Annotated in this window: 23 protein-coding genes; 18 read left to right on the plus strand and 5 right to left on the minus strand. The window is 64.7% G+C overall.

All coding sequences use genetic code 11. The annotated features are described in order from the left end of the window. Positions 1-7: 7 nt before the first annotated feature. The 8 genes from argS to tatC all read left to right on the plus strand — a co-directional run bounded on the left by argS (position 8) and on the right by tatC (position 7,997). The gene (gene argS, locus RX331_RS18280) at positions 8-1,801 is read left to right on the plus strand and encodes an arginine--tRNA ligase (protein ID WP_317257839.1); all 1,794 of its coding nucleotides are present in this window, start codon (positions 8-10) and stop codon (positions 1,799-1,801) included. A 116-nt stretch (positions 1,802-1,917) separates the two neighbouring features. Continuing rightward, the gene (locus RX331_RS18285; protein WP_317257840.1) at positions 1,918-3,468 is read left to right on the plus strand and encodes an SPOR domain-containing protein; all 1,551 of its coding nucleotides are present in this window, start codon (positions 1,918-1,920) and stop codon (positions 3,466-3,468) included. Positions 3,469-3,521: 53 nt separating this feature from the next. Beyond that, entirely contained in the window at positions 3,522-4,544 is a 1,023-nt protein-coding gene (gene nagZ, locus RX331_RS18290) for a beta-N-acetylhexosaminidase (RefSeq protein ID WP_317257841.1), read from the plus strand. Next, positions 4,541-5,368, plus strand: coding sequence for a ScpA family protein (locus RX331_RS18295; RefSeq protein ID WP_317257842.1), 828 nt, complete (start codon positions 4,541-4,543; stop codon positions 5,366-5,368). Before nagZ ends, RX331_RS18295 begins: the two co-directional genes overlap by 4 nt. An 18-nt stretch (positions 5,369-5,386) precedes the next feature. Next, positions 5,387-6,133 (plus strand): SMC-Scp complex subunit ScpB, encoded by a 747-nt coding sequence (scpB, locus tag RX331_RS18300; protein ID WP_317257843.1) that lies wholly within the window; start codon positions 5,387-5,389, stop codon positions 6,131-6,133. Between the two features lie 167 nt (positions 6,134-6,300). Continuing rightward, positions 6,301-6,537 (plus strand): twin-arginine translocase TatA/TatE family subunit, encoded by a 237-nt coding sequence (locus tag RX331_RS18305; protein WP_283027538.1) that lies wholly within the window; start codon positions 6,301-6,303, stop codon positions 6,535-6,537. Between the two features lie 120 nt (positions 6,538-6,657). Further along, positions 6,658-7,179, plus strand: coding sequence for a Sec-independent protein translocase protein TatB (tatB, locus tag RX331_RS18310; RefSeq protein ID WP_317257844.1), 522 nt, complete (start codon positions 6,658-6,660; stop codon positions 7,177-7,179). Beyond that, the gene (tatC, locus tag RX331_RS18315) at positions 7,176-7,997 is read left to right on the plus strand and encodes a twin-arginine translocase subunit TatC (RefSeq protein ID WP_317257845.1); all 822 of its coding nucleotides are present in this window, start codon (positions 7,176-7,178) and stop codon (positions 7,995-7,997) included. Before tatB ends, tatC begins: the two co-directional genes overlap by 4 nt. Before the next feature lie 194 nt (positions 7,998-8,191). On the opposite strand, the gene RX331_RS18320 is transcribed toward tatC, so the two are convergent. Continuing rightward, positions 8,192-8,737, minus strand: coding sequence for a transposase (locus RX331_RS18320; protein WP_317257846.1), 546 nt, complete (start codon positions 8,735-8,737; stop codon positions 8,192-8,194). A 330-nt stretch (positions 8,738-9,067) separates the two neighbouring features. Between RX331_RS18320 and serS the strand changes: the two genes are divergently transcribed. The 3 genes from serS (at position 9,068) to surE (ending at position 11,666) form a co-directional block, all read left to right on the plus strand. After that, positions 9,068-10,399 carry a serine--tRNA ligase gene (serS, locus tag RX331_RS18325; RefSeq protein ID WP_317257847.1) on the plus strand — a complete coding sequence of 444 codons (1,332 nt, stop codon included), beginning with the start codon at positions 9,068-9,070 and terminating at the stop codon, positions 10,397-10,399. Between the two features lie 11 nt (positions 10,400-10,410). After that, positions 10,411-10,806 carry a hypothetical protein gene (locus tag RX331_RS18330; RefSeq protein WP_317257848.1) on the plus strand — a complete coding sequence of 132 codons (396 nt, stop codon included), beginning with the start codon at positions 10,411-10,413 and terminating at the stop codon, positions 10,804-10,806. Positions 10,807-10,898: 92 nt separating this feature from the next. Beyond that, positions 10,899-11,666, plus strand: coding sequence for a 5'/3'-nucleotidase SurE (gene surE / locus RX331_RS18335; protein ID WP_317257849.1), 768 nt, complete (start codon positions 10,899-10,901; stop codon positions 11,664-11,666). Positions 11,667-11,804: 138 nt separating this feature from the next. Here the strand turns inward: surE and RX331_RS18340 are convergent, their stop codons facing one another. Then, complete coding sequence (locus RX331_RS18340) at positions 11,805-12,182, minus strand: response regulator (RefSeq protein ID WP_082637436.1); 378 nt, start codon at positions 12,180-12,182, stop codon at positions 11,805-11,807. 265 nt (positions 12,183-12,447) lie between these two features. Here RX331_RS18340 and RX331_RS18345 point away from each other — a divergent pair, with 265 nt between their 5' ends. Next, complete coding sequence (locus RX331_RS18345; protein ID WP_410708238.1) at positions 12,448-13,092, plus strand: protein-L-isoaspartate(D-aspartate) O-methyltransferase; 645 nt, start codon at positions 12,448-12,450, stop codon at positions 13,090-13,092. 109 nt (positions 13,093-13,201) lie between these two features. After that, positions 13,202-14,572 carry a peptidoglycan DD-metalloendopeptidase family protein gene (locus RX331_RS18350; protein ID WP_317257850.1) on the plus strand — a complete coding sequence of 457 codons (1,371 nt, stop codon included), beginning with the start codon at positions 13,202-13,204 and terminating at the stop codon, positions 14,570-14,572. A 135-nt stretch (positions 14,573-14,707) separates the two neighbouring features. Here the strand turns inward: RX331_RS18350 and RX331_RS18355 are convergent, their stop codons facing one another. After that, positions 14,708-15,676, minus strand: a complete 969-nt coding sequence (locus RX331_RS18355) for an ATP-binding protein (RefSeq protein ID WP_317257851.1) — start codon at positions 15,674-15,676, stop codon at positions 14,708-14,710. A gap of 194 nt (positions 15,677-15,870) precedes the next feature. On the opposite strand from RX331_RS18355, the gene yajC reads away from it, so the two are divergent. From yajC to RX331_RS18380, 5 genes are read left to right on the plus strand one after another with little or no spacing between them, the layout of a single operon-like run. Then, entirely contained in the window at positions 15,871-16,230 is a 360-nt protein-coding gene (yajC, locus tag RX331_RS18360; protein ID WP_317257852.1) for a preprotein translocase subunit YajC, read from the plus strand. 53 nt (positions 16,231-16,283) lie between these two features. Continuing rightward, positions 16,284-17,888, plus strand: coding sequence for a protein translocase subunit SecD (gene secD / locus RX331_RS18365; protein WP_317257853.1), 1,605 nt, complete (start codon positions 16,284-16,286; stop codon positions 17,886-17,888). Between the two features lie 16 nt (positions 17,889-17,904). Further along, positions 17,905-18,906 carry a protein translocase subunit SecF gene (secF, locus tag RX331_RS18370; protein ID WP_317257854.1) on the plus strand — a complete coding sequence of 334 codons (1,002 nt, stop codon included), beginning with the start codon at positions 17,905-17,907 and terminating at the stop codon, positions 18,904-18,906. A gap of 6 nt (positions 18,907-18,912) precedes the next feature. Continuing rightward, positions 18,913-19,296 carry an Mth938-like domain-containing protein gene (locus tag RX331_RS18375; protein ID WP_317257855.1) on the plus strand — a complete coding sequence of 128 codons (384 nt, stop codon included), beginning with the start codon at positions 18,913-18,915 and terminating at the stop codon, positions 19,294-19,296. Next, positions 19,293-20,150 carry a phytoene/squalene synthase family protein gene (locus RX331_RS18380; RefSeq protein WP_317257856.1) on the plus strand — a complete coding sequence of 286 codons (858 nt, stop codon included), beginning with the start codon at positions 19,293-19,295 and terminating at the stop codon, positions 20,148-20,150. The genes RX331_RS18375 and RX331_RS18380 overlap by 4 nt, the downstream gene beginning before the upstream one ends. A 149-nt stretch (positions 20,151-20,299) precedes the next feature. Here RX331_RS18380 and RX331_RS18385 read toward each other — a convergent pair whose 3' ends face one another. Continuing rightward, positions 20,300-21,403, minus strand: coding sequence for a serine/threonine protein kinase (locus RX331_RS18385; RefSeq protein WP_317257857.1), 1,104 nt, complete (start codon positions 21,401-21,403; stop codon positions 20,300-20,302). 4 nt (positions 21,404-21,407) lie between these two features. Further along, entirely contained in the window at positions 21,408-22,841 is a 1,434-nt protein-coding gene (gene trmFO / locus RX331_RS18390) for a methylenetetrahydrofolate--tRNA-(uracil(54)-C(5))-methyltransferase (FADH(2)-oxidizing) TrmFO (protein ID WP_317257858.1), read from the minus strand. Positions 22,842-22,893: the final 52 nt, after the last annotated feature.

Consider the following 22,893-nt stretch of genomic DNA (forward strand, 5'->3'; position numbering starts at 1 on the left):
GCGGCCCATGTCCGACAAGTCCGCTTCCCAACACCTGTTTGCCGACGCGCTGGCGCGCGTGCAGGCGATCTGCGCCGAGCTCGCGGCCGAGGGCCAATGGCCCGCCGGCATCGATTTCTCCCGCGTCGTGGTCGAGCCGCCGCGCGATGCCAGTCATGGCGACATGGCGACCAATGCGGCGATGGTGCTGGCCAAGGACGCCAAGGTAAAGCCACGCGATCTCGCCGACAAAATCGCGGAAAAATTGCGCGCCGACGACCTCGTCGCTGCCGTCGAGGTCGCCGGCCCCGGCTTCATCAATCTGACCCTGAAGCCGGAGGTGTGGGCGGACGAGCTGCGCACCATGCTGCGCGAGGGCGCGGCCTACGGCAAAAGCGCGGTCGGGCATGGCGACAAGGTCAATGTCGAATACGTCTCGGCCAATCCGACCGGGCCGATGCACGTCGGCCATTGTCGGGGCGCGGTGTTCGGCGACGCGCTGTGCGGCCTGCTGCAGTTCGCGGGCTACGACGTCACGCGCGAATATTATATCAACGATGCCGGCGCGCAGGTCGATGTGCTCGCGCGCTCGGCCTATCTGCGTTACCTCGAAGCGCTTGGCGAGGTCATCGGCGAGATTCCGGAAGGGCTGTATCCGGGTGATTATCTCGTTCCGGTCGGGCAGGCGCTCGCCGCCGAGCATGGCGACAAATTAAAGGCGATGGCCGATACGGCGTGGCTGCCGATCGTGCGCGCCAAGGCGATCGCCATGATGATGGACATGATCAAGGGCGATCTGGCCGCGCTCAACATCAAGCATGACGTGTTCTTCTCGGAACGCTCGCTGGTCGAGACCGGCAACAACAAGGTCACCGAAACCATCGATTTCCTGCGTGCCAAGGGCGACATCTACGAAGGTCGCCTGCCGCCGCCGAAAGGCAAGCCGGTCGAGGATTATGAGGACCGCGTCCAGACGCTGTTCCGTGCGACCGCCTATGGCGACGACGTCGATCGCCCGCTGATCAAGTCCGACGGCTCGTACACCTATTTCGCTTCCGACATCGCCTATCACAAGAACAAGGTCGATCGCGGCTTCCTCGACATGATCGACGTGTTTGGCGCCGATCACGGCGGCTACATCAAGCGCATGCAGGCGGCCGTGAAGGGCGTCAGCGATAGCAAGGCCGCGCTCGACATCAAGGTCGTGCAGCTCGTGCGCCTGCTCCGCAACGGCGAGCAGGTGCGAATGTCGAAACGCTCTGGCGATTTCGTCACGCTACGCGAGGTGGTCGATGAAGTCGGCTCCGACGCCGTGCGCTTCATGATGCTGTTCCGCAAGAACGACGCCGTGCTCGATTTCGATCTCGCAAAGGTACTTGAGCAGTCGAAGGACAATCCCGTCTTCTACGTGCAGTACGGTCACGCCCGCGGCCATTCGATTTTCAAAAACGCGCGCGAAGTGGTTCCCGAACTGCCGGAGGACGACGCGGAGCGGCGCGCCTGGCTGGGCTCCGCCCCGGTCGAACGACTGACAGATCCGGCCGAATTGGACCTATTGAAGCGCCTGGCGCTCTACCCCCGTATTATCGAGGGGGCCGCAGTCGCACATGAGCCACACCGAATCGCTTTTTATCTATATGATTTGGCCAGTGAATTTCATGCATTGTGGACCAAGGGGCGGGATTTGCCCTATTTACGCTTCATTATGACTAATGATGCAGAGATCACGAGGGCGCGACTGGCGATGGTACAGGGCGTCGTCTCGGTTCTGGCATCGGGCTTAGCCGTTCTCGGCGTCCACGCTCCGACCGAGATGCGGTAGGCAGGGGCGAAGGCCTTCACGAATGGGGGTTCGTGGGGGTGTCTGGCAGGGGCCGGTCGTCATGGTTCGTTTGACATGGCGGGTTGGCGCTGTCCCGTAGGGGATGCATCATCACGATGGCTGATCGATATCAGAACCAACAGTTTCACTCCGCGGCCGACCAGGCTCGCGGCGAGAACGATCCGCTTGCCGAGCTCGCGCGGCTGATCGGACAGAACGACCCCTACGGGGCCGCCGGCGCCAAGCCGGCGCCGCACCCGCTGCAGTCGCGCGCCAATGTGCGCCCACAGCAATACGATCCTCCGCCGCCGGAAGATCTCGATGCGCCGCGGAGCCCACCGAGCTGGATGCAGCGTGCGCGCCACGAAACCCCGCTGCCGCCGGTGCCGCCGCCCGTGCCACAGGAGCCGGAGTACGAGGACGAGCCGGATTACCAGCCGGCGCCGGTGCATCCGTTGCATCGCTATTCGGCGCAGCAGTCTCCGCCCCCGCTGCCCGCGCAGGACTATTACGAAGCCCCGCAGCAATATGCCGACAGCCGTCAGCAATATGCTGACGCTCCGCAGCACTATGGCGATAGCCGCCAGCAATATGACGATGGCCGCCACCAATATGACGACGAGCCGGAGCACGACCCGTCGCGCTACGACGACGCGCTGTACGGACGGCTGGAAAACGGCGAGCAGGACTATCAGCGCGATCCGGCCTATCCGGATGATCCCTATGCCTATCAGGGCGAGTACGAGGAAGAGCCCGAGCCGAAGAAGCGCTCCAAAGGGCTGGTGACGGTTGCCGCCGTGCTGGCGCTGGCCGTGGTGGGGACGGGCGCTGCCTTTGCCTATCGCACCTTTGTCGGTTCGCCCCGCTCGGGCGAGCCGCCGATCATCAGGGCCGACAACAGCCCGACCAAGGTGGTGCCGGCACCTGCCGATGGCGGCGCCGCCAAGACGCCCGACCGCCTGCTGTCAGGCGATGGCGGCGAGAAGCTGGTGTCGCGCGAAGAGACGCCAGTCGACGTCAATTCACGGTCGGTCGGTCCGCGCGTGGTGTTTCCGCCGCTGAACCAGAACAGCAGCCCGCCGCCGGTGGCGAGCGTGTCGCCGTCAGCGCCGATGGCTCCAGCGAGTGCCAATGGCACGATGCCGAACAACGAGCCGCGCCGGATCAGGACACTCGCGGTGAAGGGCGATCCCGCGGAGAATGGCGGCGTTCCGGCCGGCGCGAGCGCGCCGACGCAAAGGCCGCCGACGCGAAGCGCCGCAGCACCTGCACCGGCCGCTCCCACGCGTAATCCGGCCTCGGCCAATGCCAGTGCCAACACGCCGATGTCGATCGCGCCGCAGGCGGGCGATCCGGAGCCGCCTCCGACCCGGATGGCCGCGACCAATCCGACGCAAGCCGCACCGGCCGCTTCCGAGGCGGCACCTGGCTTCCTGGTGTCGGTGTCATCGCAGGACAGCGAGTCCGCGGCCAGAGAGGCGTTCCGCGTGGTGCAAGGCAAGTACTCGTCAGTGCTCGGTTCCCGTTCGCCTGTTATCAAGCAGGTCAACCTGGCTGATGGGAAAACCAAATATCGCGCCATGGTCGGGCCCTACCGGACCCGGCAGGAGGCGGTCCAGTTCTGCACCGAGCTGAAAGCCGCCGGCGGGCAGTGCTTTATCCCGTAGAATTATCGCCCGATTCCTTGACCCAAGGGCTGTGAGGGGCCTAATCGGCCCCCATGGCAAGCCGCGCATTCATCACGGGCGTATCAGGACTGGAGCTGACCGCGGCGGAGCGCGAGTTCCTCCGTGGCGAACTGCCATGGGGCCTGATCCTGTTCAAACGCAATGTCGAGACGCCGGATCAAGTATCCGCGCTCGTTGAAGAATTTCGAAGTCTCGTGGGCGGGGCGGATGCCCCTGTTCTGATCGACCAGGAAGGCGGGCGGGTGGCGCGGCTGACCCCGCCGCATTGGCCGGTCTATCCGCCCGGCGCCACCTTCGGCGCGCTCTACGACCTCGACAAGGCGCTGGGGCTGCGGGCCGCCTGGCTCAGCTCGCGCCTGATTGCGGCCGATCTGATCGATCTCGGGATATCAGTCGACTGCCTGCCGTTGGCGGACGTCCCGGTCGCCGGCGCCGACGCCGTGATCGGCAACCGGGCCTATGGAACCGAACCGGCCAAGGTTGCAGCGATCGCCCGGGCGGTCACCGGGGGTCTGGAGCAAGGCGGCGTGCTGCCGGTCCTCAAGCACATTCCCGGCCACGGCCGGGCCACGGCGGATAGCCATTTTCGCCTCCCGACCGTTGATACCCCGGGGGAGGAACTGGAACGGACTGATTTCGCGGCGTTTCAACCGCTCTCGAACCTGCCGATGGCCATGACCGCACATGTTGTGTTTAGCGCGATTGACCCGGTCCAACCCGCGACGACATCTGCGACAATCATCCGCCAAGTGATTCGTGGCGTAATTGGTTTCCAAGGCTTGTTGATGAGTGATGACGTGTCGATGAATGCCCTGGCGGGATCGATCGCCGAGCGGACCCGCGCCATCGTCCATGCCGGCTGCGACATGGTCCTTCACTGCAACGGCAAGCTCGACGAGATGCGCGATGTGGCGCGCGAGACGCCGGAGCTGGCAGGCGAGCCTCTGGAACGCGCCAGGCGGGCGCTGGCCTCGCGGAAGCCGCCCGAGCCGTTCGACCGGCAGGCGGGGCGGGCCGAACTTGAAGCGTTGATGGATCGGGTAGGTACGGCATGACGGCTGAGATTCTATCGTTTGAGACCGGACGGCCCGCCGAAATCACCGACGGCGAGCCGGCGCTGGTGGTTGACGTTGAGGGCTATGAGGGCCCGCTCGACCTGCTGCTCACGCTCGCGCGGCAGCAGAAGGTCGACCTCGCCAAGATTTCGATCCTGGCGCTGGCCGACCAGTATCTGAGCTTCATCGAGGCGGCGCGAAAGATCCGCCTCGAACTGGCGGCCGACTACCTCGTGATGGCCGCTTGGCTCGCGTTCCTCAAATCGCGGCTGCTGCTGCCCGAGCCGGCGACGCCGGACGGGCCGAGCGCCGAGGAAATGGCGACCGCGCTGGCCAACCGCCTGCGCCGGCTTGAGGCGATCCGTGAGGCCGCCAACCGGTTGATGAACCGGCCGCAGTTTCAGCGCGATATTTTCCCGCGCGGCAATCCGGAATCGATCGCCGAGATCAAGCACCCCAAGTTCACAGCGACGCTGTTCGACCTGCTCACCGCCTATGCCACGCAACGCCAGCAGCGCGTGCTGGCAACCGTGCATCTGGCCAAGCGCACGGTGTGGTCGCTCGCCGAGGCGCGCGCCTCGCTGGAGCGGCTGGTCGGCATGACCGAATCCGAGGACTGGAGCTGCCTCGACGATTACCTGCTGAGCTACGTTGTTGATCCCTCGCAGAAAGCAACCGTGTTCGCATCGAGCTTTGCTGCGGCGCTCGAACTGGTGCGCGAGGGCGAGATGGAATTGAACCAGAAAGAGGCGTTCGCGCCGCTGTATTTTCGCAAGCGCCCGCCGCAGGCAGCACAGCCCGCGCCGGATCTGACGGTCGAGTAAGTGGAAGGAGACCCAGCCATGGCAAGCCTGGCGGAAAAACGCATGGAAGATGCCGAGGATCATCCCATCGACCAGAATCAGAATATCGAGCAAGCCGCGCGACCGGAGGAGTTGCGGCTGCTCGAAGCCTTGCTGTTTGCTTCCGCCGAGCCGATCGACCAGGCCGCGCTCGCCAAGCGCATGCCCGATGGCGTCGACATCAAGGCGGCGCTGGCGCAGTTGCAGGCGGAATATGCCCCACGCGGCGTCAACCTGGTGCGCGTCGCCAACAAATGGACGTTCCGCACCGCGGGCGACCTGTCGTGGCTGATGACACGCGAAAGCACGGAAACGCGGCGCCTGTCGCGCGCGGCGATCGAGGTGCTCGCAATCATCGCCTATCACCAGCCGGTGACGCGTGCCGAGATCGAAGAAATCCGCGGGGTGGTCACGTCGAAGGGAACGCTGGACGTGCTGCTTGAAACCGGCTGGATCCGCCCGCGCGGCCGCCGCAAGACGCCGGGCCGGCCGCTGACCTTTGGCACCACGGAAGCCTTCCTCTCGCAATTCAGCCTGGAAGCGCTGGGCGACCTGCCGGGCCTGGAAGAGCTGAAGGGTACGGGGCTACTGGACTCGCGGCTGCCGTCTGGCTTTTCCGTTCCGACGCCGTCCGACGATGTTGCGCTGCGTGAGGACGAGGACCCACTCGAGGCCGGGGACAATCTGGAACTGCTGCTGGCACCGGCGGCAGAGCCTGAAGAAGGCAGCGGAAGCAGCGAAAGCTAGTTCCGAAGCGCGCCGGCCGCTTACTCAGGCGGGGTTAATGATAGCCATAATACGTAGCCGCGACAGCGATTTGCCGCGGCGGGGGTCCTTGTTTTTGATACCTCTCGGGCCTACCTTCCGCCCAAGCTTAGGCCGGAAGCCGGCCATCTCTTTTGGAGGGTTGCAGGATGGGTTCGCTTAGCATTTGGCACTGGATCGTCGTGATCGCAGTGGTCCTGCTGCTGTTCGGCCGCGGCAAGATTTCGGATCTGATGGGTGACGTCGCCCAGGGCATCAAGGCCTTCAAGAAGGGCATGCAGGACGACACCAAGGAGCCCGAAAAGCCCGCCGAACCGGCGAAGACGATCGAACACAACGCGGCGCCGACGGCGGCGCGCACGGATGTCGGCAGCAAGGCCGTCTGAACCAGGCATCTTGGACCCGGCGCCAATTGAGCGTCGCCGGCTTTAGAAAAGGCGCGGCCGGCCCCAAATCTTGGCTATGATGGATTGGGGCGCGGATGTCTCGCGCGAGCGGAAGAATTCATGTTCGACATCGGGTGGAGTGAACTGGTTGTCATCGCGGTTGTCGCGCTGATCGCCATCGGCCCGAAAGAACTGCCGGGCGTGCTGCGCATGGTCGGGCAATGGATGGGCAAGGCGCGCAAGATGGCCGCCGAATTCCAGGGCCAGTTCCAGGAAGCCATGCGCGAGGCCGAAATGGCCGACCTCAAAAAGAGCTTTGACGAGGTCAAGGAGACCGCCACCGCGCTGTCCTCAGGTAACCTCATGACCTCCCTGCAAAAGGACGTCGACAGCGCCCTGCAGATCAGCGAGCCGGACAAGCCGGCCACGGCGGAAGCGAGCGATGCCCAGGTGGCAGGCGCCATCGGCGAACCCGTCACCCCGACGACACCGGCCGCACCGACGCCGGAGACGTTTGTCGAGGCCGAGGCCCATTCGGCCGCTGCCGAGCCGCTGGCGATCACCCGCGAGGCTACTGCGCCGGTTCAGCAGGATATTGCCCCGGCTTCACCTGACGTTCTCAAGGACGCCAAAGCGTCATGACCATCGAAGACATCGAGGCCAGCAAGGCGCCGCTGATGGATCACCTGATCGAGCTGCGCTCGCGGCTGATCAAGGCGCTGCTCGCGTTCGGGATTGCCTTTATCTTCTGTTTCTTCTTCGCCAAGCAAATATTCAACGTGTTGGTGTGGCCATATGTTTTGGCCGTCGGCGACCCCGGAAACGCCAAGCTGATCTACACCGCATTCCTGGAATATTTCCTGACCCAATTGAAGCTGGCGATGTTCGGCGCGGCCTTCATCTCGTTCCCGATCGTGGCGGGGCAGGTCTACATGTTTGTGGCGCCTGGGCTCTACAAGCACGAGCGTAACGCCTTCCTGCCGTACTTGGTCGCAACGCCTCTTTTCTTCGTGCTGGGCGCGGCGTTGGTCTATTTCGTTGTGTTCCCGATGCTGGCGCGTTTCTCGCTCGGCATGCAGCAGCTCGGCGGAGACGAGACCGCAAAAATCGAGTTATTGCCGAAGGTCGGCGAATATCTCTCGCTGATGATGTCGCTGATCTTCGCCTTCGGCATCGCGTTTCAGCTGCCTGTCATCCTGACGCTGCTCGGGCGGATCGGTATCGTCACCTCGAAAATGCTGCGGGAGAAGCGGCGCTATTTCATCGTCATCGCCTTCGTTATCGCCGCCGTGCTGACGCCCCCTGACGTTATCAGCCAGGCTTCGCTCGCGATCCCCCTGTTGGCCCTTTATGAGGGCGCCATCATCGCTGTCGCCATGGTGGAAAAGAAGGCCGCCGCGCAGACCTCGACGACACCGCCGTCCGCCAGCCCGCCGGCGGAAACCAATCCGGCGGAATAGGGCACTCAGCGCGCTCCGCGATTGGTGTATTCCCCGCGGAAGCGCGGAATCTACCGTGATGTTCGTCAAGGGTTCGATCCTGGGCGAGCGTGCGGCATCGTGCTCGCCCGTCAAGGCAACCGCTGCGCGGCGGCGAAGCCGGCCTTGACCGGCTGCGCGCGCTGCCGCGTCGGCTTGCCATGATCGAAGGCTCATCATGCTGCAGGTCTGGCTGCGTGCTTCCAATCGGAACCATCACGGATCATGGCGTTGAGTATCACAAGCATTTTGCGCATGACGGCAGTGAGCGCCACCTTGCCCAAGCGGTGATTCTGGTCAACCAGGCGCCGGTAGAAGGCCTTCATAACCGGATGCTGGATGGCGCTGCGCGCGCCGTTGAAGAGCACCTTGCGCACGCCTGGGCGGCCATGACCGGTGGACGCATGCCCGCGCTGCTTGCCGCTGTCACGCGTGTGCGGTGCGAGGCCACACAGCGCCGCGATTTTCTTGCCTGACAGATGTCCGAGTTCCGGCAGGTCCGCGATCAACGTTTCGGCGATGGCAGGGCCGACACCGCAGAAGGTTTGCAGCCGACGGCTGTTTTCGGCATGCGCTGAGCGCGCAATACGCTCGGCAATAGCCCTATCGACGGCAGCCAGCGAACGCTCGAGGGCGGCCATGACCGCCCGCAGGCTCTTGCTCACGATGGCGCTGTCCGCCACGTCGCACCGGCAGGTCTCGGCATGGAGCAGGGCCTGCAATGGATCTTGGTCGGCACGCCGGATTGCAATGCGGGCTTAGGCCCTCTCTACCGTACGCGTGTCAGACCGTAACGCCGGCGGTCCCAAGATTCCCACGGTCTTGCAGGACCCGACCAGTACTCGAGGGTCCGCTGGCGTCCCCATCCCAGGATGGGGACCACATCATGCAATCCAGTACGCCGCGGCTTGGCGGATTTATCTCGAACGGCTCTGGAATATTGGATCACCCGCTTTCGCGGGTGATGACGAGTGTGGTACTTGGGGCGGACTGTAAACAGTCAACATAAATGTTGAATGTTCGCAGAGTGATGACCTCAGGACCGAACCCGCATGCACGACATCAAATCGATCCGCGACAACCCGCAAGCCTTCGACGCCGGACTGAAGCGCCGCGGACTGGCGCCGTTGTCGGCCTCGCTGCTGGCGATCGACGAAAGGCGTCGCGCGGCCATCCTGGCGTCAGAACAGGCGCAGGCGCGGCGCAATGCGGCTTCGAAGGAAATCGGCGAGGCCAAGAAGGCCAAGGACGACGCGCGCGCCGGCAGGCTGATGGCCGAAGTCGCTGAACTCAAGACCACGATGCCGGACCTTGAGGCGGCAGCGAACGCGGCTGACGAGGAGCTGGCGAAAGAGCTTGCCGCAATTCCCAATCTGCCGCTCGCCGACGTGCCCGAAGGCGTGGACGAGCACGGCAATGTGCAGCGGCACATCTACGGCAATATCCGCAACTACGCTTTCACGCCGAAGCCGCATGACGATCTCGGTGGCGCGCTGGGGTACATGGATTTCGAGGCCGCAGCCAAATTGAGCGGCGCACGCTTCGTCGTGTTGAAGAAGGGGCTTGCACGGCTCGAACGCGCGATCGGGCAGTTCATGCTCGACCTGCATACGAACGAGCACGGCTACACCGAGATCAATCCGCCACTGCTTGTGCGCAACGACGTGATGTTCGGCACCGGCCAATTGCCGAAATTCGAGGACGATCAGTTCTGGGCCATCAAGGGCGAGCTGCTGGCCGCTCCCGACGATCGGTTGAAGACCGAACGTCTCGGCCTCATCCCCACCGCCGAAGTCTCGCTAACCAACCTCGTCCGTGAATCCATCGTCGACGAAAAAGAGCTGCCGATGCGCTTGACCGCGCTGACGCCGTGCTTCCGGGCCGAAGCGGGTGCGGCGGGGCGTGACACCCGCGGCATGATCCGGCAGCATCAATTCACCAAAGTCGAACTGGTGTCGATCGCAACGCCCGAAACCAGCCGCGACGAGCACGAGCGCATGCTGTCCTGCGCCGAGGAAGTGCTGCGCCGGCTCGGGCTGCATTATCGTGTGATGACGCTGTGCTCCGGCGACATGGGCTTTTCCGCACAGAAGACCTACGACATCGAGGTCTGGATGCCCGGGCAGGGCGACGGCGGTGCCTTCAGGGAAATTTCCAGCTGCTCGGTGTGCGGCGACTTCCAGGCGCGGCGGATGGATGCGCGCTCGCGCGGGCCCGACGGCAAGCCGCGTTTCGTGCACACGCTGAACGGCTCCGGCACCGCGGTCGGCCGCGCCCTGATTGCGGTCATGGAAACCTATCAGCAGCAAGACGGTTCGATCGCTGTGCCTGATGTGCTGCAGCCCTACATGGGCGGCCTCAAAGTGATCGAGCACGACAAATAGCAAGAGCGAAAATGGCCCTGCATCGCGACGTCCTTTGGATCGGGAAGCAATGGGCTGTTACCGGCTACGGGATGCAATTGGTCGATCAGCGACTGATGGGCGCGTTCGATATCGAGGTCGCCCACCTCTGGGACGACGATCTGATCGCACGCATGCACGCCAAGGCATGGCTCAACGCCGTGGATTTCGACAAGGGGCTCGCGGTGGCGCGGGCGCGCCACAAGCCGCCGGAGGCGGGAGCGGAGCCGGTGGCCGCGACCATTCCGGCGGCCGACGCCATCGCCACGCCCCCGCCGCCGCCTCCACCCGCCGAATCGGCGGAGAAGGCCTCGCCGGACCTGCAGATGGAAATCGACGGCGGCGCCAAATTCGTGCGGCCCTGGCGCGTCTGGATGAAGAAAACATGAGCGAATCGGCCGGTTTGCCTCGACGGCGATAGGGCGATAAGACGACCCCCCGGCCAGGCCGACCATTCCTGAAACAGAAGGCACATTGACGGATGCGCATCCTCTGCACCAACGACGACGGCATCCATGCGCCGGGCCTGAAGATCGTTGAGGAGATCGCCCGTGCGCTGTCCGACGACGTCTGGATCGTGGCGCCCGAGCTCGACCAGTCCGGCGTCTCGCATTCGCTGTCGCTCAACGATCCGCTGCGGCTGCGCGAAGTCGGCCCGCGCCATTTCGCGGTGCGGGGCACGCCGACCGATTGCGTAATCATGGGCTCGCGCCACATCCTCGGCGAGAAGATGCCGGACCTCGTGCTGTCGGGCGTCAACCGGGGCCGCAACGTCGCGGAGGATGTCGTCTATTCCGGCACCATCGCCGGCGCGCTCGAGGGCACGATCTTGGGGATCCCGTCGTTTGCGCTGAGCCAGGAATTTTCCATCGAGACCCGTCACGCGCCGCTGTGGGAAACGGCGCTGAAATTCGGTCCTGAGATCGTGCGCAAGGTGATCGATGCCGGCGTGCCGAAGAACACCGTGATCAACGTCAATTTTCCCGCCTGCACGCCCGATCAGGTCAAGGGCATCAGCGTGACGCGGCAGGGCAAGCGCAATCTCGGCTTCCTGAAAGTCGACAAGCGCCACGACGGCCGTGGCAATCCCTATTTCTGGATCGGCTTTGAGCGTGCCGCGATGATGGATACGCCGGCCGAAGGCACCGATCTTGCCGCGCTGGCGGCGCGCTACGTGTCGGTGACGCCGCTGCGGCTCGACCGCACCGACGAGGCGTTCTCGGAAGCGCTGACGACGACGTTGAAATAAATCGAGGGCAGCCCTGCTCGTCATACCCGCGAAGGCGGTATCCAGTACGCCGCGGCTTCTCGATTCTATCGCAGGTCTCTGGGATACTGGATCATCCGCCTGCGCGGATGATGACGGCTGAGTTTGTGGGTGGCTGGCCTAAACCGGTGCGCTCTTCAGCGTCGATGCGATCACTTGCGCCAGCGTTTCGAGCTGGAATGGCTTCTGCAAAGCGGGGCGGTCGCGATATTCCTGGGGCAGGCCGGAGGAGCCATAGCCGGTCGCAAAAATGAAGGGGCGGTTGCGCGCCGTAATCAGCTCGGCCACCGGCGTGATGACCTTGCCGTTGACGTTGACGTCGAGAATGGCGAGATCGAACTCGGTCGATTGCACCAGCTTGACCGCTTCGCCGATCTCCCCGGCCTCGGCAGCGACGCTGTGGCCCAGCTCTTCCAGCATGTCGGCGACCATCATGCGGATCATGACCTCGTCTTCAACGAGGAAAACAGAACAGCCCGCCGGCCGTGTCGCTACCATGATGGATTCCTTGCCCTTCCGAGCGTGGAGGTTCGCAAAAAACGTCCCTTGGTGCAATCTCGACATGAACTGGCCATGCGCCGGCACGCTTGAGGCGGTTCACCACCCGCGCGGGATTTTCCCGGCCCCCAACGCCGGGGCGCGGCCGCAGTTCCCAAACGCGGAACCAAAATGTTGAGGAAATTCTTCCTTAAACGCGCATACGCTATTACATCTCGGCGAGCCCACGCATTCGATTGGCGGCAGCGCCTGCCACGAGACCGCAATGTCGCAAGAACCGCCCGAGAAGATGATGTTTCAGCTGACCCTGCGGCGGCGCGGAATCAGCGACCAGGCGGTGCTTCGGACCATGGAGGAGGTGCCGCGCGAGGCGTTCGTGGCATCAGGCGATCGCGGCCATGCCTACCGCGACAGCGCGCTCGGCATCGCCTGCGGCCAGACCATCAGCCAGCCTTTCGTGGTCGCCTACATGACCGAGCAGCTGCAGCTGCAGAAGGGCCACAAGGTGCTCGAGATCGGGACCGGCTCCGGCTATCAGGCGGCGGTGCTGTCGCGGCTATGTGCCCATGTCCTGACTGTCGAACGCTACCGGACGCTGGCCGATGCCGCTCGCGCCAAGCTTGAAGGCCTCGGTTACTACAACATCGAGGTGCTGCTGGGCGACGGCTTCGACATCCCGCCCGGGGCCGGCGACTTCGACCGCATCATCGTCACCGCCGCGATGGAGCAAATCCCGGAAAAACTGCTGCAGCGGCTGCAACCGGGCGGCATCCTGATCGCGCCCGTCGGCCCGCATCATGGCACCCAGACACTGGTCCGTTTCACCAGGACGGAGAGCGGTTTCGAGCGCAAGGAATTGGTCGACGTCCGCTTCGTCCCGGCGCTGCCGGGAATCGCGCGCGAGCTGTAAAAGCCCGGATTGGCGGTTCCCGCCAACATCTTATTCCAAGGGTTAAGCCGTTATTTACTCGGTACGTGTTTACTCAAAACAGTATTTTGTTGCGTACGAGTGAGTAACCATGTCCCGTGTCGCCGAGTTGCTTCGCTCGCGTCGGGTGCCGCAGGTCGCGGTGCTGGCGCTGATGTCGGTCGGCTTTGCCGGTTGCAGCGCCGATATGCAGACGCGCTTTTCCGACAGCTCGTTCTCCAATCCCTTTGCCTCCCAGCCCGAAGCCACCGGCACGGTGCGCGCTCCCGCCGCCGAACGCCGCGAGCTGCCGCAATACGCCCGTCCGCAGCCCCAGCAGGCGCCGCAATTCCAGTCCCAATCCCTGCCGCCACCTGCTGTCGCCGCGCCTAGCGCCTATCCCGCCAGCTCCGGTGGGATTTCCGGAGGCGGGCGCGGGGTTTCGTCCTATGCGCCGCCGACCCGTTCGCCGATCGAGACCACTGCGACAGTGCCGCCGCGTTCGGTCGCGGCGGCGCGTCCGGCCGCGCCGGGCGGCACCACGATCATCGTCGGCACCAGCGACACCCTCGACATTATTGCCAAGCGCTACAACGTTTCGCCCGCCGCGATCCTGCAGGCCAATGGCTACAAGGGCCCACGGGTGTTGTCGCCCGGCCAGCAGCTGATCATTCCGCGCCAGAGCGCCGTGGCTGCGACTCCCACGCCAGCGGCCAGCAAGCCGATCGCCGTTTCGGCAGCCGCGCCGAGCATCCACGTCGTCAATCGCGGCGATACGCTCATGAGCATTGCGCGCCGCAACCACGTCCCGGTGGCCGAGCTCGCCAGGGCCAACAATCTCGACCAGTCCGCCAAGCTCAGCCTCGGCATGAAGCTCACGGTGCCAGGGTCTAAATCGGCTGCGGCTGCTCCGCTGGCGCAGCCCGTGGCCGCAGCTCCCGCCCAGCCCGCAGCGCCGGTTGCAGCGCCCGCGACCAGCAAGGTCGCCTCGGTCGGCGGCCCGCCGCAGAGCGCGCGGCTTGCCTCTGCGACAACCAATATCGCGGAAGAGAAGCCCGTCGTGGAAGCTGCGCCGGTCAAGCCCAGCGAAGCCACCGGCGCGCTGCCGACCTTCCGCTGGCCGGTCCGCGGCAAGGTGATCACGAGCTATGGCGCCAAGACCAACGGCAAGTCGAATGACGGCATCAACCTGGCAGTGCCGGAAGGCACGCCGGTGAAGGCGGCCGAGGACGGCGTCGTCGCCTATTCCGGCAACGAGCTCAAGGGTTACGGCAATCTGGTTCTGGTGCGGCACTCCAACGGTTACGTCACCGCATATGCCCATGCGAGTGAACTGATGGTGAAGCGCGGCGATACGATCAAGCGCGGCCAGATCATTGCCAAGTCGGGTCAATCGGGCGAGGTGGGGTCGCCGCAGCTCCACTTCGAAATCCGCAAGGGTTCGTCACCGGTTGACCCGCTGCAATTCCTCAACGGGGCGTGAGGTCTCGTGTCCCAGACGCGGTGCAGCGGAACGCTGCGCCGCAGAGCCGGGACCCATCGCGACTGCTCTGAAAGTTGGACCCCGTTCTGCAGCGCACCGCTACGCGGTGTGCAGCGCCCGGGGAACGCGAGAGATCTACTTCCCCGAAAGCCGCACACCCAGCCGCCCGGCGAGCTCCTGCGTGAACTGCCAGGCAACGCGTCCCGAGCGGGAGCCGCGCGTGGTCGACCATTCCAGTGCCTCGCGCTCCAGCTCCTCATCTGACATCCCGATGCCGAAATGGCCGCAATAGCCGCGGACCATTGCGAGGTACTCGTCCTGGCTGCAGCGGTGGAAGCCGAGCCAGAGGCCGAAGCGGTCGGACAGCGACACCTTCTCCTCGACGGCTTCGCCGGGGTTGATCGCGGTCGAGCGTTCGTTCTCGATCATCTCGCGCGCCAAGAGGTGGCGGCGGTTCGAGGTGGCATAGAGGATGACATTGTCGGGGCGGCCCTCGATGCCGCCTTCCAGCACCGCCTTCAGCGACTTGTACGACGCGTCATTGCCGTCAAAGGAAAGGTCATCGCAGAATACGATGAAGCGGAAATCGGAGCTGCGCAGGAGATCCATCAGGCCGGGCAGGCTCTCGATGTCCTCGCGGTGAATCTCGATCAGCTTGAGGCGGTCGGCCGGCTTGCGGTCGATATTGATGCTGGCATGCGCCGCCTTCACCAGCGAGGACTTGCCCATGCCGCGCGCGCCCCACAACAGCGCGTTGTTGGCGGGCAGGCCGTCGGCAAAGCGCTCGGTATTCTCGATCAGGATGTCGCGCATCCGGTCGATGCCCTTGAGCAGGCCAAGCTCGACTCGGCTGACGCGCGGCACCGGCGACAGGCGGCCATCCGGGTGCCAGACGAAGGCATCGGCGGCTCCGAATGACTGAGGATTGGTGGCCGGAGCGGCCGCTGAGAGGTGGCCCGCGATGGCTTCCAGGGCGATCGCGATCCGCTCGGCGGCAGCGCCGTCGAGCGCGTTTGCCGGACGTTTTGTCGCGGTTTTTGCCGGCGCTCGCGAAGCGGCCTTGGGAGCGGCGCGCGGCGCTGATTTCTTGGGTTTTTTCGACATTTACGGAGTTCCTGACCGCGCAGCCTTAACGGGCCTTGGAAGCTCCCGCAAGCGGCCTAAATGAGGGGGCAGCCAGCGTTGCAATTGGGCCCGCCGCCGCTATAGTCCGCGCGAATTTGCCCGGACCGGCGACATGCCCAGGCCGCTGCGCCCAGGCATGGCCGGTTCTTTCCGTCTTAGCGAGGATTGTTCGAATGCTGATAACCCCTGCATACGCCCAGGCTGCCGCCGGAGGCGATGCCAACAGCATGTTGATGTCGCTGCTGCCGTTCGCACTGATCTTCGTGATCATGTACTTCCTGATTCTGCGGCCGCAGCAGAAGAAGGTGAAGGATCACCAGGAACTGGTCAAAAACATCCGCCGTGGCGACACCGTGGTGACCTCCGGCGGGCTGGTCGGCAAGGTGACCAAGGTGGTCGACGACGACCAGATCGAGTTCGAAATCTCGGACGGCGTCCGTGTCCGCCAGATGCGGCAGATGATCTCGGGCGTCCGCGCCAAGGGCGAGCCGGCCAAGGAAAAGAGTGAGGCCAAGGACGACTCCGCGAGCTGAGTTTTGCGCGCCGCTTGCGCGGTGCATTTTCCTGGAAGTGACGGGTCAACTCGATGCTGTATTTCTCGCGGTGGAAGGCGCTGGCGATCATTCTGACCGCGCTGATCGTCTGCCTGTTCGCGGTGCCCAACTTCTTCTCCCAGGAGAGGGTGAAGACCTGGCCCGTCTGGGCGCAGCGTCACATCGTGCTCGGTCTCGACCTGCAGGGCGGCTCATACCTGTTGCTAGAAGTCGACGCCAATTACGTGAAGAAGGAGAAGCTCGAGCAGGTGCGCGACGAGGTGCGGCGCGTGCTGCGGGCCGACGCCAAGGTGGCCTATACCGGGCTTGCGGTCCGTAACGACGCGGTCGAAGTCCGGATCAGCCGCGAGGCTGATGTGGCGACAGCGCTGCCCAAGCTCCGAGACCTCTCGCAACCGATCGGCGGACTTCTGGGCGGGAGCGGGCAGCGCGATCTCGAAGTGAGCGATGCCGGCAACGGGCTGATCCGCATCACGATCCCGCAGCCGGCGATGCTCGACCGCATGCGCAAGACCATCGAGCAATCGATCCAGATCGTCGAGAAGCGCGTCAACGAGCTCGGTACCGTCGAGCCGATCATCCAGCGCCAGGGCACCGACCGCATTCTGGTGCAGGTGCCAGGCCTGCAGGATCCGACCCACCTCAAGGAACTGCTCGGCAAGACCGCCAAGATGGAATTCCGCATGGTCGACACCTCGGTGCCGCCCGACCAGGCCCAGGCGGGCCGGGTGCCGGCGGAATCCGAAGTGCTGATGAGCTCGACCGCGCCGAAGGTCCCCTATGTCATCAAGCGGCAGGTGCTGGTGTCGGGCGGTGACCTCATTGACGCGCAGCCGGGCTTCGACCAGCGCACCAACGAGCCGATCGTCAGCTTCAAGTTCAACAGTTCGGGCTCGCGCAAGTTTGCCCAGGCGACCTCGGAAAACGTCGGCGTGCCTTTTGCGATCGTGCTCGACAATGAAGTGATTTCGGCGCCCGTGATCCGCGAGCCGATCACCGGCGGCTCGGGGCAGATTTCCGGCAACTTCACGGTCCAGCAGGCCAACGACCTGGCGATCCTGCTCCGCGCCGGCGCGCTGCCGGCGCCGCTGACCGTGGTGGAAGAACGCACGGTTGGTCCCGGCCTCGGCCAGGACTCGATCGAGAAGGGCGAACTCGCCGCCTATGTCGGCTCGATCATGGTCATCGTGTTCATGCTGGTGACCTATCGCCTGTTCGGCGTGTTCGCCAACATTGCGGTCGCCATCAACGTGGCCATGATTTTCGGCCTGCTGTCGCTGCTCAACGCGACGCTGACGCTGCCCGGCATCGCAGGCATCGTGCTGACGGTCGGCATCGCCGTCGACTCCAACGTGCTGATCTACGAGCGCATCCGCGAGGAACTCCGCCACGGCCGCAACGCGATTTCGGCGATCGACGCCGGCTTCCGGCGCGCGCTGGCGACCATCCTGGACTCCAACATCACCACCTTCATTGCCGCCGCTGTGCTGTTCTATATCGGCACCGGGCCGGTTCGCGGCTTCGCCGTCACGCTCGGCATCGGCATCATCACCACAGTGTTCACCGCGTTTACGCTGACCAGCCTGATCGTCGCCGGCTGGGTACGATGGAAGCGGCCGAAGACCGTGCCAATTTGAGAATGCGGAGCCGGCTTTGACACAATACGTTCTCATCGGGCTGGGCGTTCTTATCGCCGTGCTCACCGTGGTGGCGATCTTCGACCTGCTGCCGCCGCTGCGCATCGTGCCCGACGACACGCATTTCGATTTCACGCGCTTCCGCCGCATCAGCTTCCCGATCTCGGCCGCGCTGTCGATCGTCGCGATCGTGCTGTTCTTCACCCACGGGCTGAATTTCGGCATCGACTTCCGCGGCGGCACGCTGCTGGAAGTGCAGTCCAAGTCCGGACCGGCCGACATTGCCGCGATGCGGGCCAAGCTCAGTACGCTCGGCCTCGGCGAGGTTCAGCTTCAGCAGTTCGGTGACGCGAGCAACGTGCTGATCCGCGTGGCCGAACAGCCCGGCGGCGACAAGGCGCAGCAGGAAGCGGTGACCAAGGTTCGCGGCGCGCTCGGCGACAGCGTCGACTACCGCCGCGTCGAAGTGGTGGGTCCGCGCGTTTCCGGCGAACTGCTGGCGTTTGGCATGCTCGGCCTGATGCTGGCGATCATCGCGATCCTGATCTATCTCTGGTTCCGGTTCGAGTGGCAGTTTGCGCTTGGCGCCATGATCGCCAACGTCCACGACATCGTGCTGACGATCGGCTTCATGTCGATCTCGCAGGTCGATTTCGACCTCACCAGTATCGCGGCGCTGCTCACGATTCTCGGCTACTCGCTGAACGACACGGTCGTGATCTATGACCGCATCCGGGAAATGCTGCGGCGCTACAAGAAGATGCCGATGCCGCAGCTTCTCAACGAATCCATCAATTCGACGCTTTCGCGCTCGATCATCACCCACGTCACGGTGACGCTGGCCTTGCTTGCGCTGCTCGTGTTCGGCGGCCATGCGATTCACAGCTTCACGGCGGTCATGATGTTCGGCGTGGTGCTGGTCGGCACCTACACCTCGATCTTCATTGCCGCGCCGATCCTGATCTATCTCGGCGTCGGCGAGCACCGCGATGCCCCGGATACGCCTGCGAAGAAGTAGTTCATCATGGCCAGTTCCTCGGACGCTCCCCATCTTCCGAGGTCGGCGCCGATCGAAGCCTACGGCAAGGGCGGCTTCGCCTTCGCCGACATGTCGCATCGCGGCTCGCTGATGTGCCTGCCGGACGGCATCTGGGCCTGGCCGGTGACGAGGCCCGCCGAGATCGACGAATATTCGCTCTCGCAGGTGTTCAAGGCAGCCAACGCCATCGACACACTGATCGTCGGCACCGGCACCGAGGTCTGGGTGCCGCCGCGCGGCCTGCGTGAGGCGCTGCGCGCTGTGCGCGTGGTGCTCGATGCGATGCAGACCGGGCCTGCGATCCGCACCTATAACATCATGCTGGGCGAGCGGCGGCGCGTTGCGGCGGCATTGATCGCGGTGCCATGACCGCGACGTCGAAAGCTTCCGCCACATTCTGCGCCGATCTGGTGCGGACGCACGACTTCATCCGCTATGCGTCGACGCTGTTTCTGCCGGCAGCCCAGCGCCGCGCGCTGCTGTCGGTCTACGCCTTCAACGTCGAGATCTCGCGGGTGCGCGAGCAGGTCAGCCAGCCGCTGCCGGGCGAGATGCGGCTGCAATGGTGGACCGACATGCTTGATGGCGCCGGCCATGGCGGCGTCGAGGGCAATCCGGTCGCGGCCGAATTGCTACAGACGATCGGCGAATTCCGCCTCCCAGTCGCGCCGCTATCGCGGCTGATCGAGGAGCATCAGTTCGACCTCTACAACGACCCGATGCCGTCAATGGCGGCGCTGGAGGGTTATATCACCGATACCGCTGCTGCGCTGTTCTCGCTCGGCGCGCGGATCGCGGCACCACCCTCGGTCGCGATCGACCATCTCGCCCGCCATGCCGGCCTCGCCCAGGGCATTGCGCAGGTGGTCGCGACGCTGCCGCTGGACGCCGCGCGGCGTCAGCTATTCCTGCCGCTGCAATTGCTGCAACAGCATGGCAGTGGGGTCGAGCAGGTCTATTCGGGCAAGCAGACGCCGAACACACGCGCCGCGGTCGACCAGCTGATCAGCGAGGCACGAAACCATCTCCGCACGGCCTTCGAGCTGCTCGCGCATGTGCCGCCGCAGGTGCGGCCGGTATTCCTGCCGCTGGCGCTGGTCGATCGCGATCTGAAGCGCATGTCGCGCGCCGATGCCGACCCGTTCGTGCCGCATGCAACGTCGCGGCTGCGGATCCTGTGGACGCTGTGGCGCGCCTCGCGCACGAAAGTGTTTGGCGGGTAAGCGATGTTTCTGGCGTTCCCCGGATGCTGCGCAGCGCGTCGCACTTGCGACGTAGTGCGCTGCTGATCCGGGGTCCACGTTGTCGTGAGATGGATCCCGGTTCTGCGACGCAGCGCGAAGGGCGCTGCGTCGCGCCCCGGACACGAAAGTCAGTTTGACTGCGAGTTCAACTCGCTGCTCTCGAAATTGAAGCGGTCCCGCAAATTCTTGCGGCTCTCCAGAATGTCCTTCATGAACGCGCGATCGAGGTCGCTGGTGATCAGCGGCTCGATCAGGTCGACCTGGTTCATCGCAACGAGCTGCAATATCTCCGTGCGCGGCTTGCCGGCGGCGTCGCGCGGCAGCGCGTGCACCACCTGGATGTGCTCCGGCGCTCTGGTGCCCTTGGCTGCGCCAAGCTCGCTGCGCAACTGCTTTTCCAATGCGACATCGTCGGCCTCGACAAAAGCATACAATCCCACGCCTGTCCGGCGGTCGGCGAAAGCCACGATGGCGGTGTCGCGCACCTCGGGATTTTTCCGGATCAGTTCGATCAGGACCGGCGCGTCGTTGACCAACCGGCGGCCACCGCCTTCGCGATCGGTGAAATTGAACAGGCCGCGGGTGATAGCCTGATAGACCTTCTTGCCGGTCTTGAGCCAGAGGCTGGCGACAAAGGATTTGCGTGCCAGGATCTTGCGCTCCATCGGCGTCAGCGCCTGTGGCGCATAGCTGCGCTTGTGCTTCAAGAGGTGCCGCAGATCCTCATAGGCCGCGATCCGGAACAGGTGGCTGCGGGTCTTGAAGCAGGCGGCGAGTTGAAAGTCGGTCACATAGGCTCGGCCGTCGCGGCCTACCAGCCAGTTCTGCTCCTTGGCGAGATCGTTGTGGCAGATGCCGGCGCGGTGCAGCCTGCGCAGCGCCGCCTTGGCGGAGCGGAAATAGGCGAGGTCGCCATGCGGCTTTGCCAGGTGCAGCGCGACTCCATCGATGAAGCCGCGCACCAGCGCTCGTTGCCCCGCCCACAGCAGTTTCGGGCCGGCATCGAGATCGCGCGCCAGCGTCAGCGCGCGGCGCTCGCGGGCAAACAGATGACGCGCCAGCGGATAGGACCAGACCGGCACCTGGTCGAGCCGGCGCAGCACCGCGTCGACCTCGCCGGTCTCATCGCGAAAACGGCCGCGCTCGACGGTCGAGAACACGTCACGCTTGAGCAGTACGCCTTCGGTCCATCGCGCCGACAGCGTGGCGGCGTCGTCTTTCGGCAAGCCCATGGGATTACGCCGCCGCCGCGACGCGCAGATGATCCGCGATCCAGCGATCGAGATCGGAAAGCGCGCGGGCGCTGAGCGCCTGTTTCTTCGCGACCGATTTCTCGTTGCCACGCAGCCGCGTGCCGTCGGCCTTTTTGGTCGGCGCGCTGGCAAGCGGCGGAAATAGGCCGAAATTGATGTTCATCGGCTGGAACGAACGCGTGCCGGCCTCGATCATTTCGATATGGCCGCCGGTGATGTGGCCGAGCAGCGAGCCCAGCGCGGTGGTGACCGGCGGCGGTTCGAGCGACTGCGTCCGCGCATTGGCCGCGGCATAGAGCCCGGCGATCAGGCCGACGCTGGCGGATTCCACATAGCCCTCGCAGCCGGTCATCTGGCCGGCAAAGCGCAGCCGCGGCTGCGCGCGCAGGCGCAACTGCCCATCGAGGAGCTTTGGCGAGTTCAGGAAGGTGTTGCGATGCAGGCCGCCGAGCCGGGCGAATTCGGCGCTCTCCAGGCCCGGGATGGTGCGAAACACGCGCTGCTGCGCGCCGTAGTTCAGCTTGGTCTGGAATCCGACCATGTTGTAGAGCGTGCCAAGCTTGTTGTCCTGCCGCAGCTGGACGATGGCGTAGGGCTTCACAGTTGGGTTGTGGGGGTTGGTCAGCCCGACTGGCTTCATCGGCCCGTGGCGCAGCGTCTCGGGGCCGCGCTCGGCCATCACCTCGACCGGCAGGCAGCCGTCGAAATAGGGCGTGTTGGTCTCCCACTCCTTGAAGTCGACCTTGTCGCCGGCCAAGAGCGCCGCGACGAACGCGTCATACTGCTCTTTCATCATCGGGCAGTTGATATAATCGGCACCGGTGCCGCCGGGCCCAACCTTGTCGTAGCGCGACTGAAACCACGCCACCGACATGTCGATGGAGTCCTTGTGCACGATCGGCGCGATCGCATCGAAAAAGGCGAGCGCGTTCTCATCCGTCAGCCCGCGGATGGCCTCGGCCAGCGGGGCCGAGGTGAGGGGACCGGTCGCGACGATGACATTGCCCCATTCGGCGGGGGGAAGCCCGGCGATCTCGCTGCGGTCGATCTCGATCCGGGGATGGTCGTGGAGCGCCTTGGTGACGGCGGCGGAGAATCCGTCGCGGTCGACCGCCAGCGCCCCGCCGGCGGGCACCTGGTTGGCATCGGCCGAGCGCATGATCAGCGAACCGAGCCGGCGCATCTCGGCATGCAGCAGCCCTACGGCGTTGTTGGCGGCATCGTCCGAGCGGAACGAGTTGGAGCAAACCAGTTCGGCGAGACCTTCGGTGCGGTGCGCTTCGGTCATCCGGAGCGGGCGCATCTCATGCAGGACGACGCGAACGCCCGCATTGGCGACCTGCCAGGCCGCTTCCGAGCCGGCGAGGCCGCCGCCAATCACATGGACGGTATCAGTTTGGGGTGTGGAGGAAATCATGTGCGCAGCGTTTAGCGCGTTTTCGCACCAAGCGCACCTGCCATGACGATTT

The sequence above is a fragment of the Bradyrhizobium sp. BWA-3-5 genome (assembly GCF_032917985.1).
Classification (GTDB): domain Bacteria; phylum Pseudomonadota; class Alphaproteobacteria; order Rhizobiales; family Xanthobacteraceae; genus Bradyrhizobium.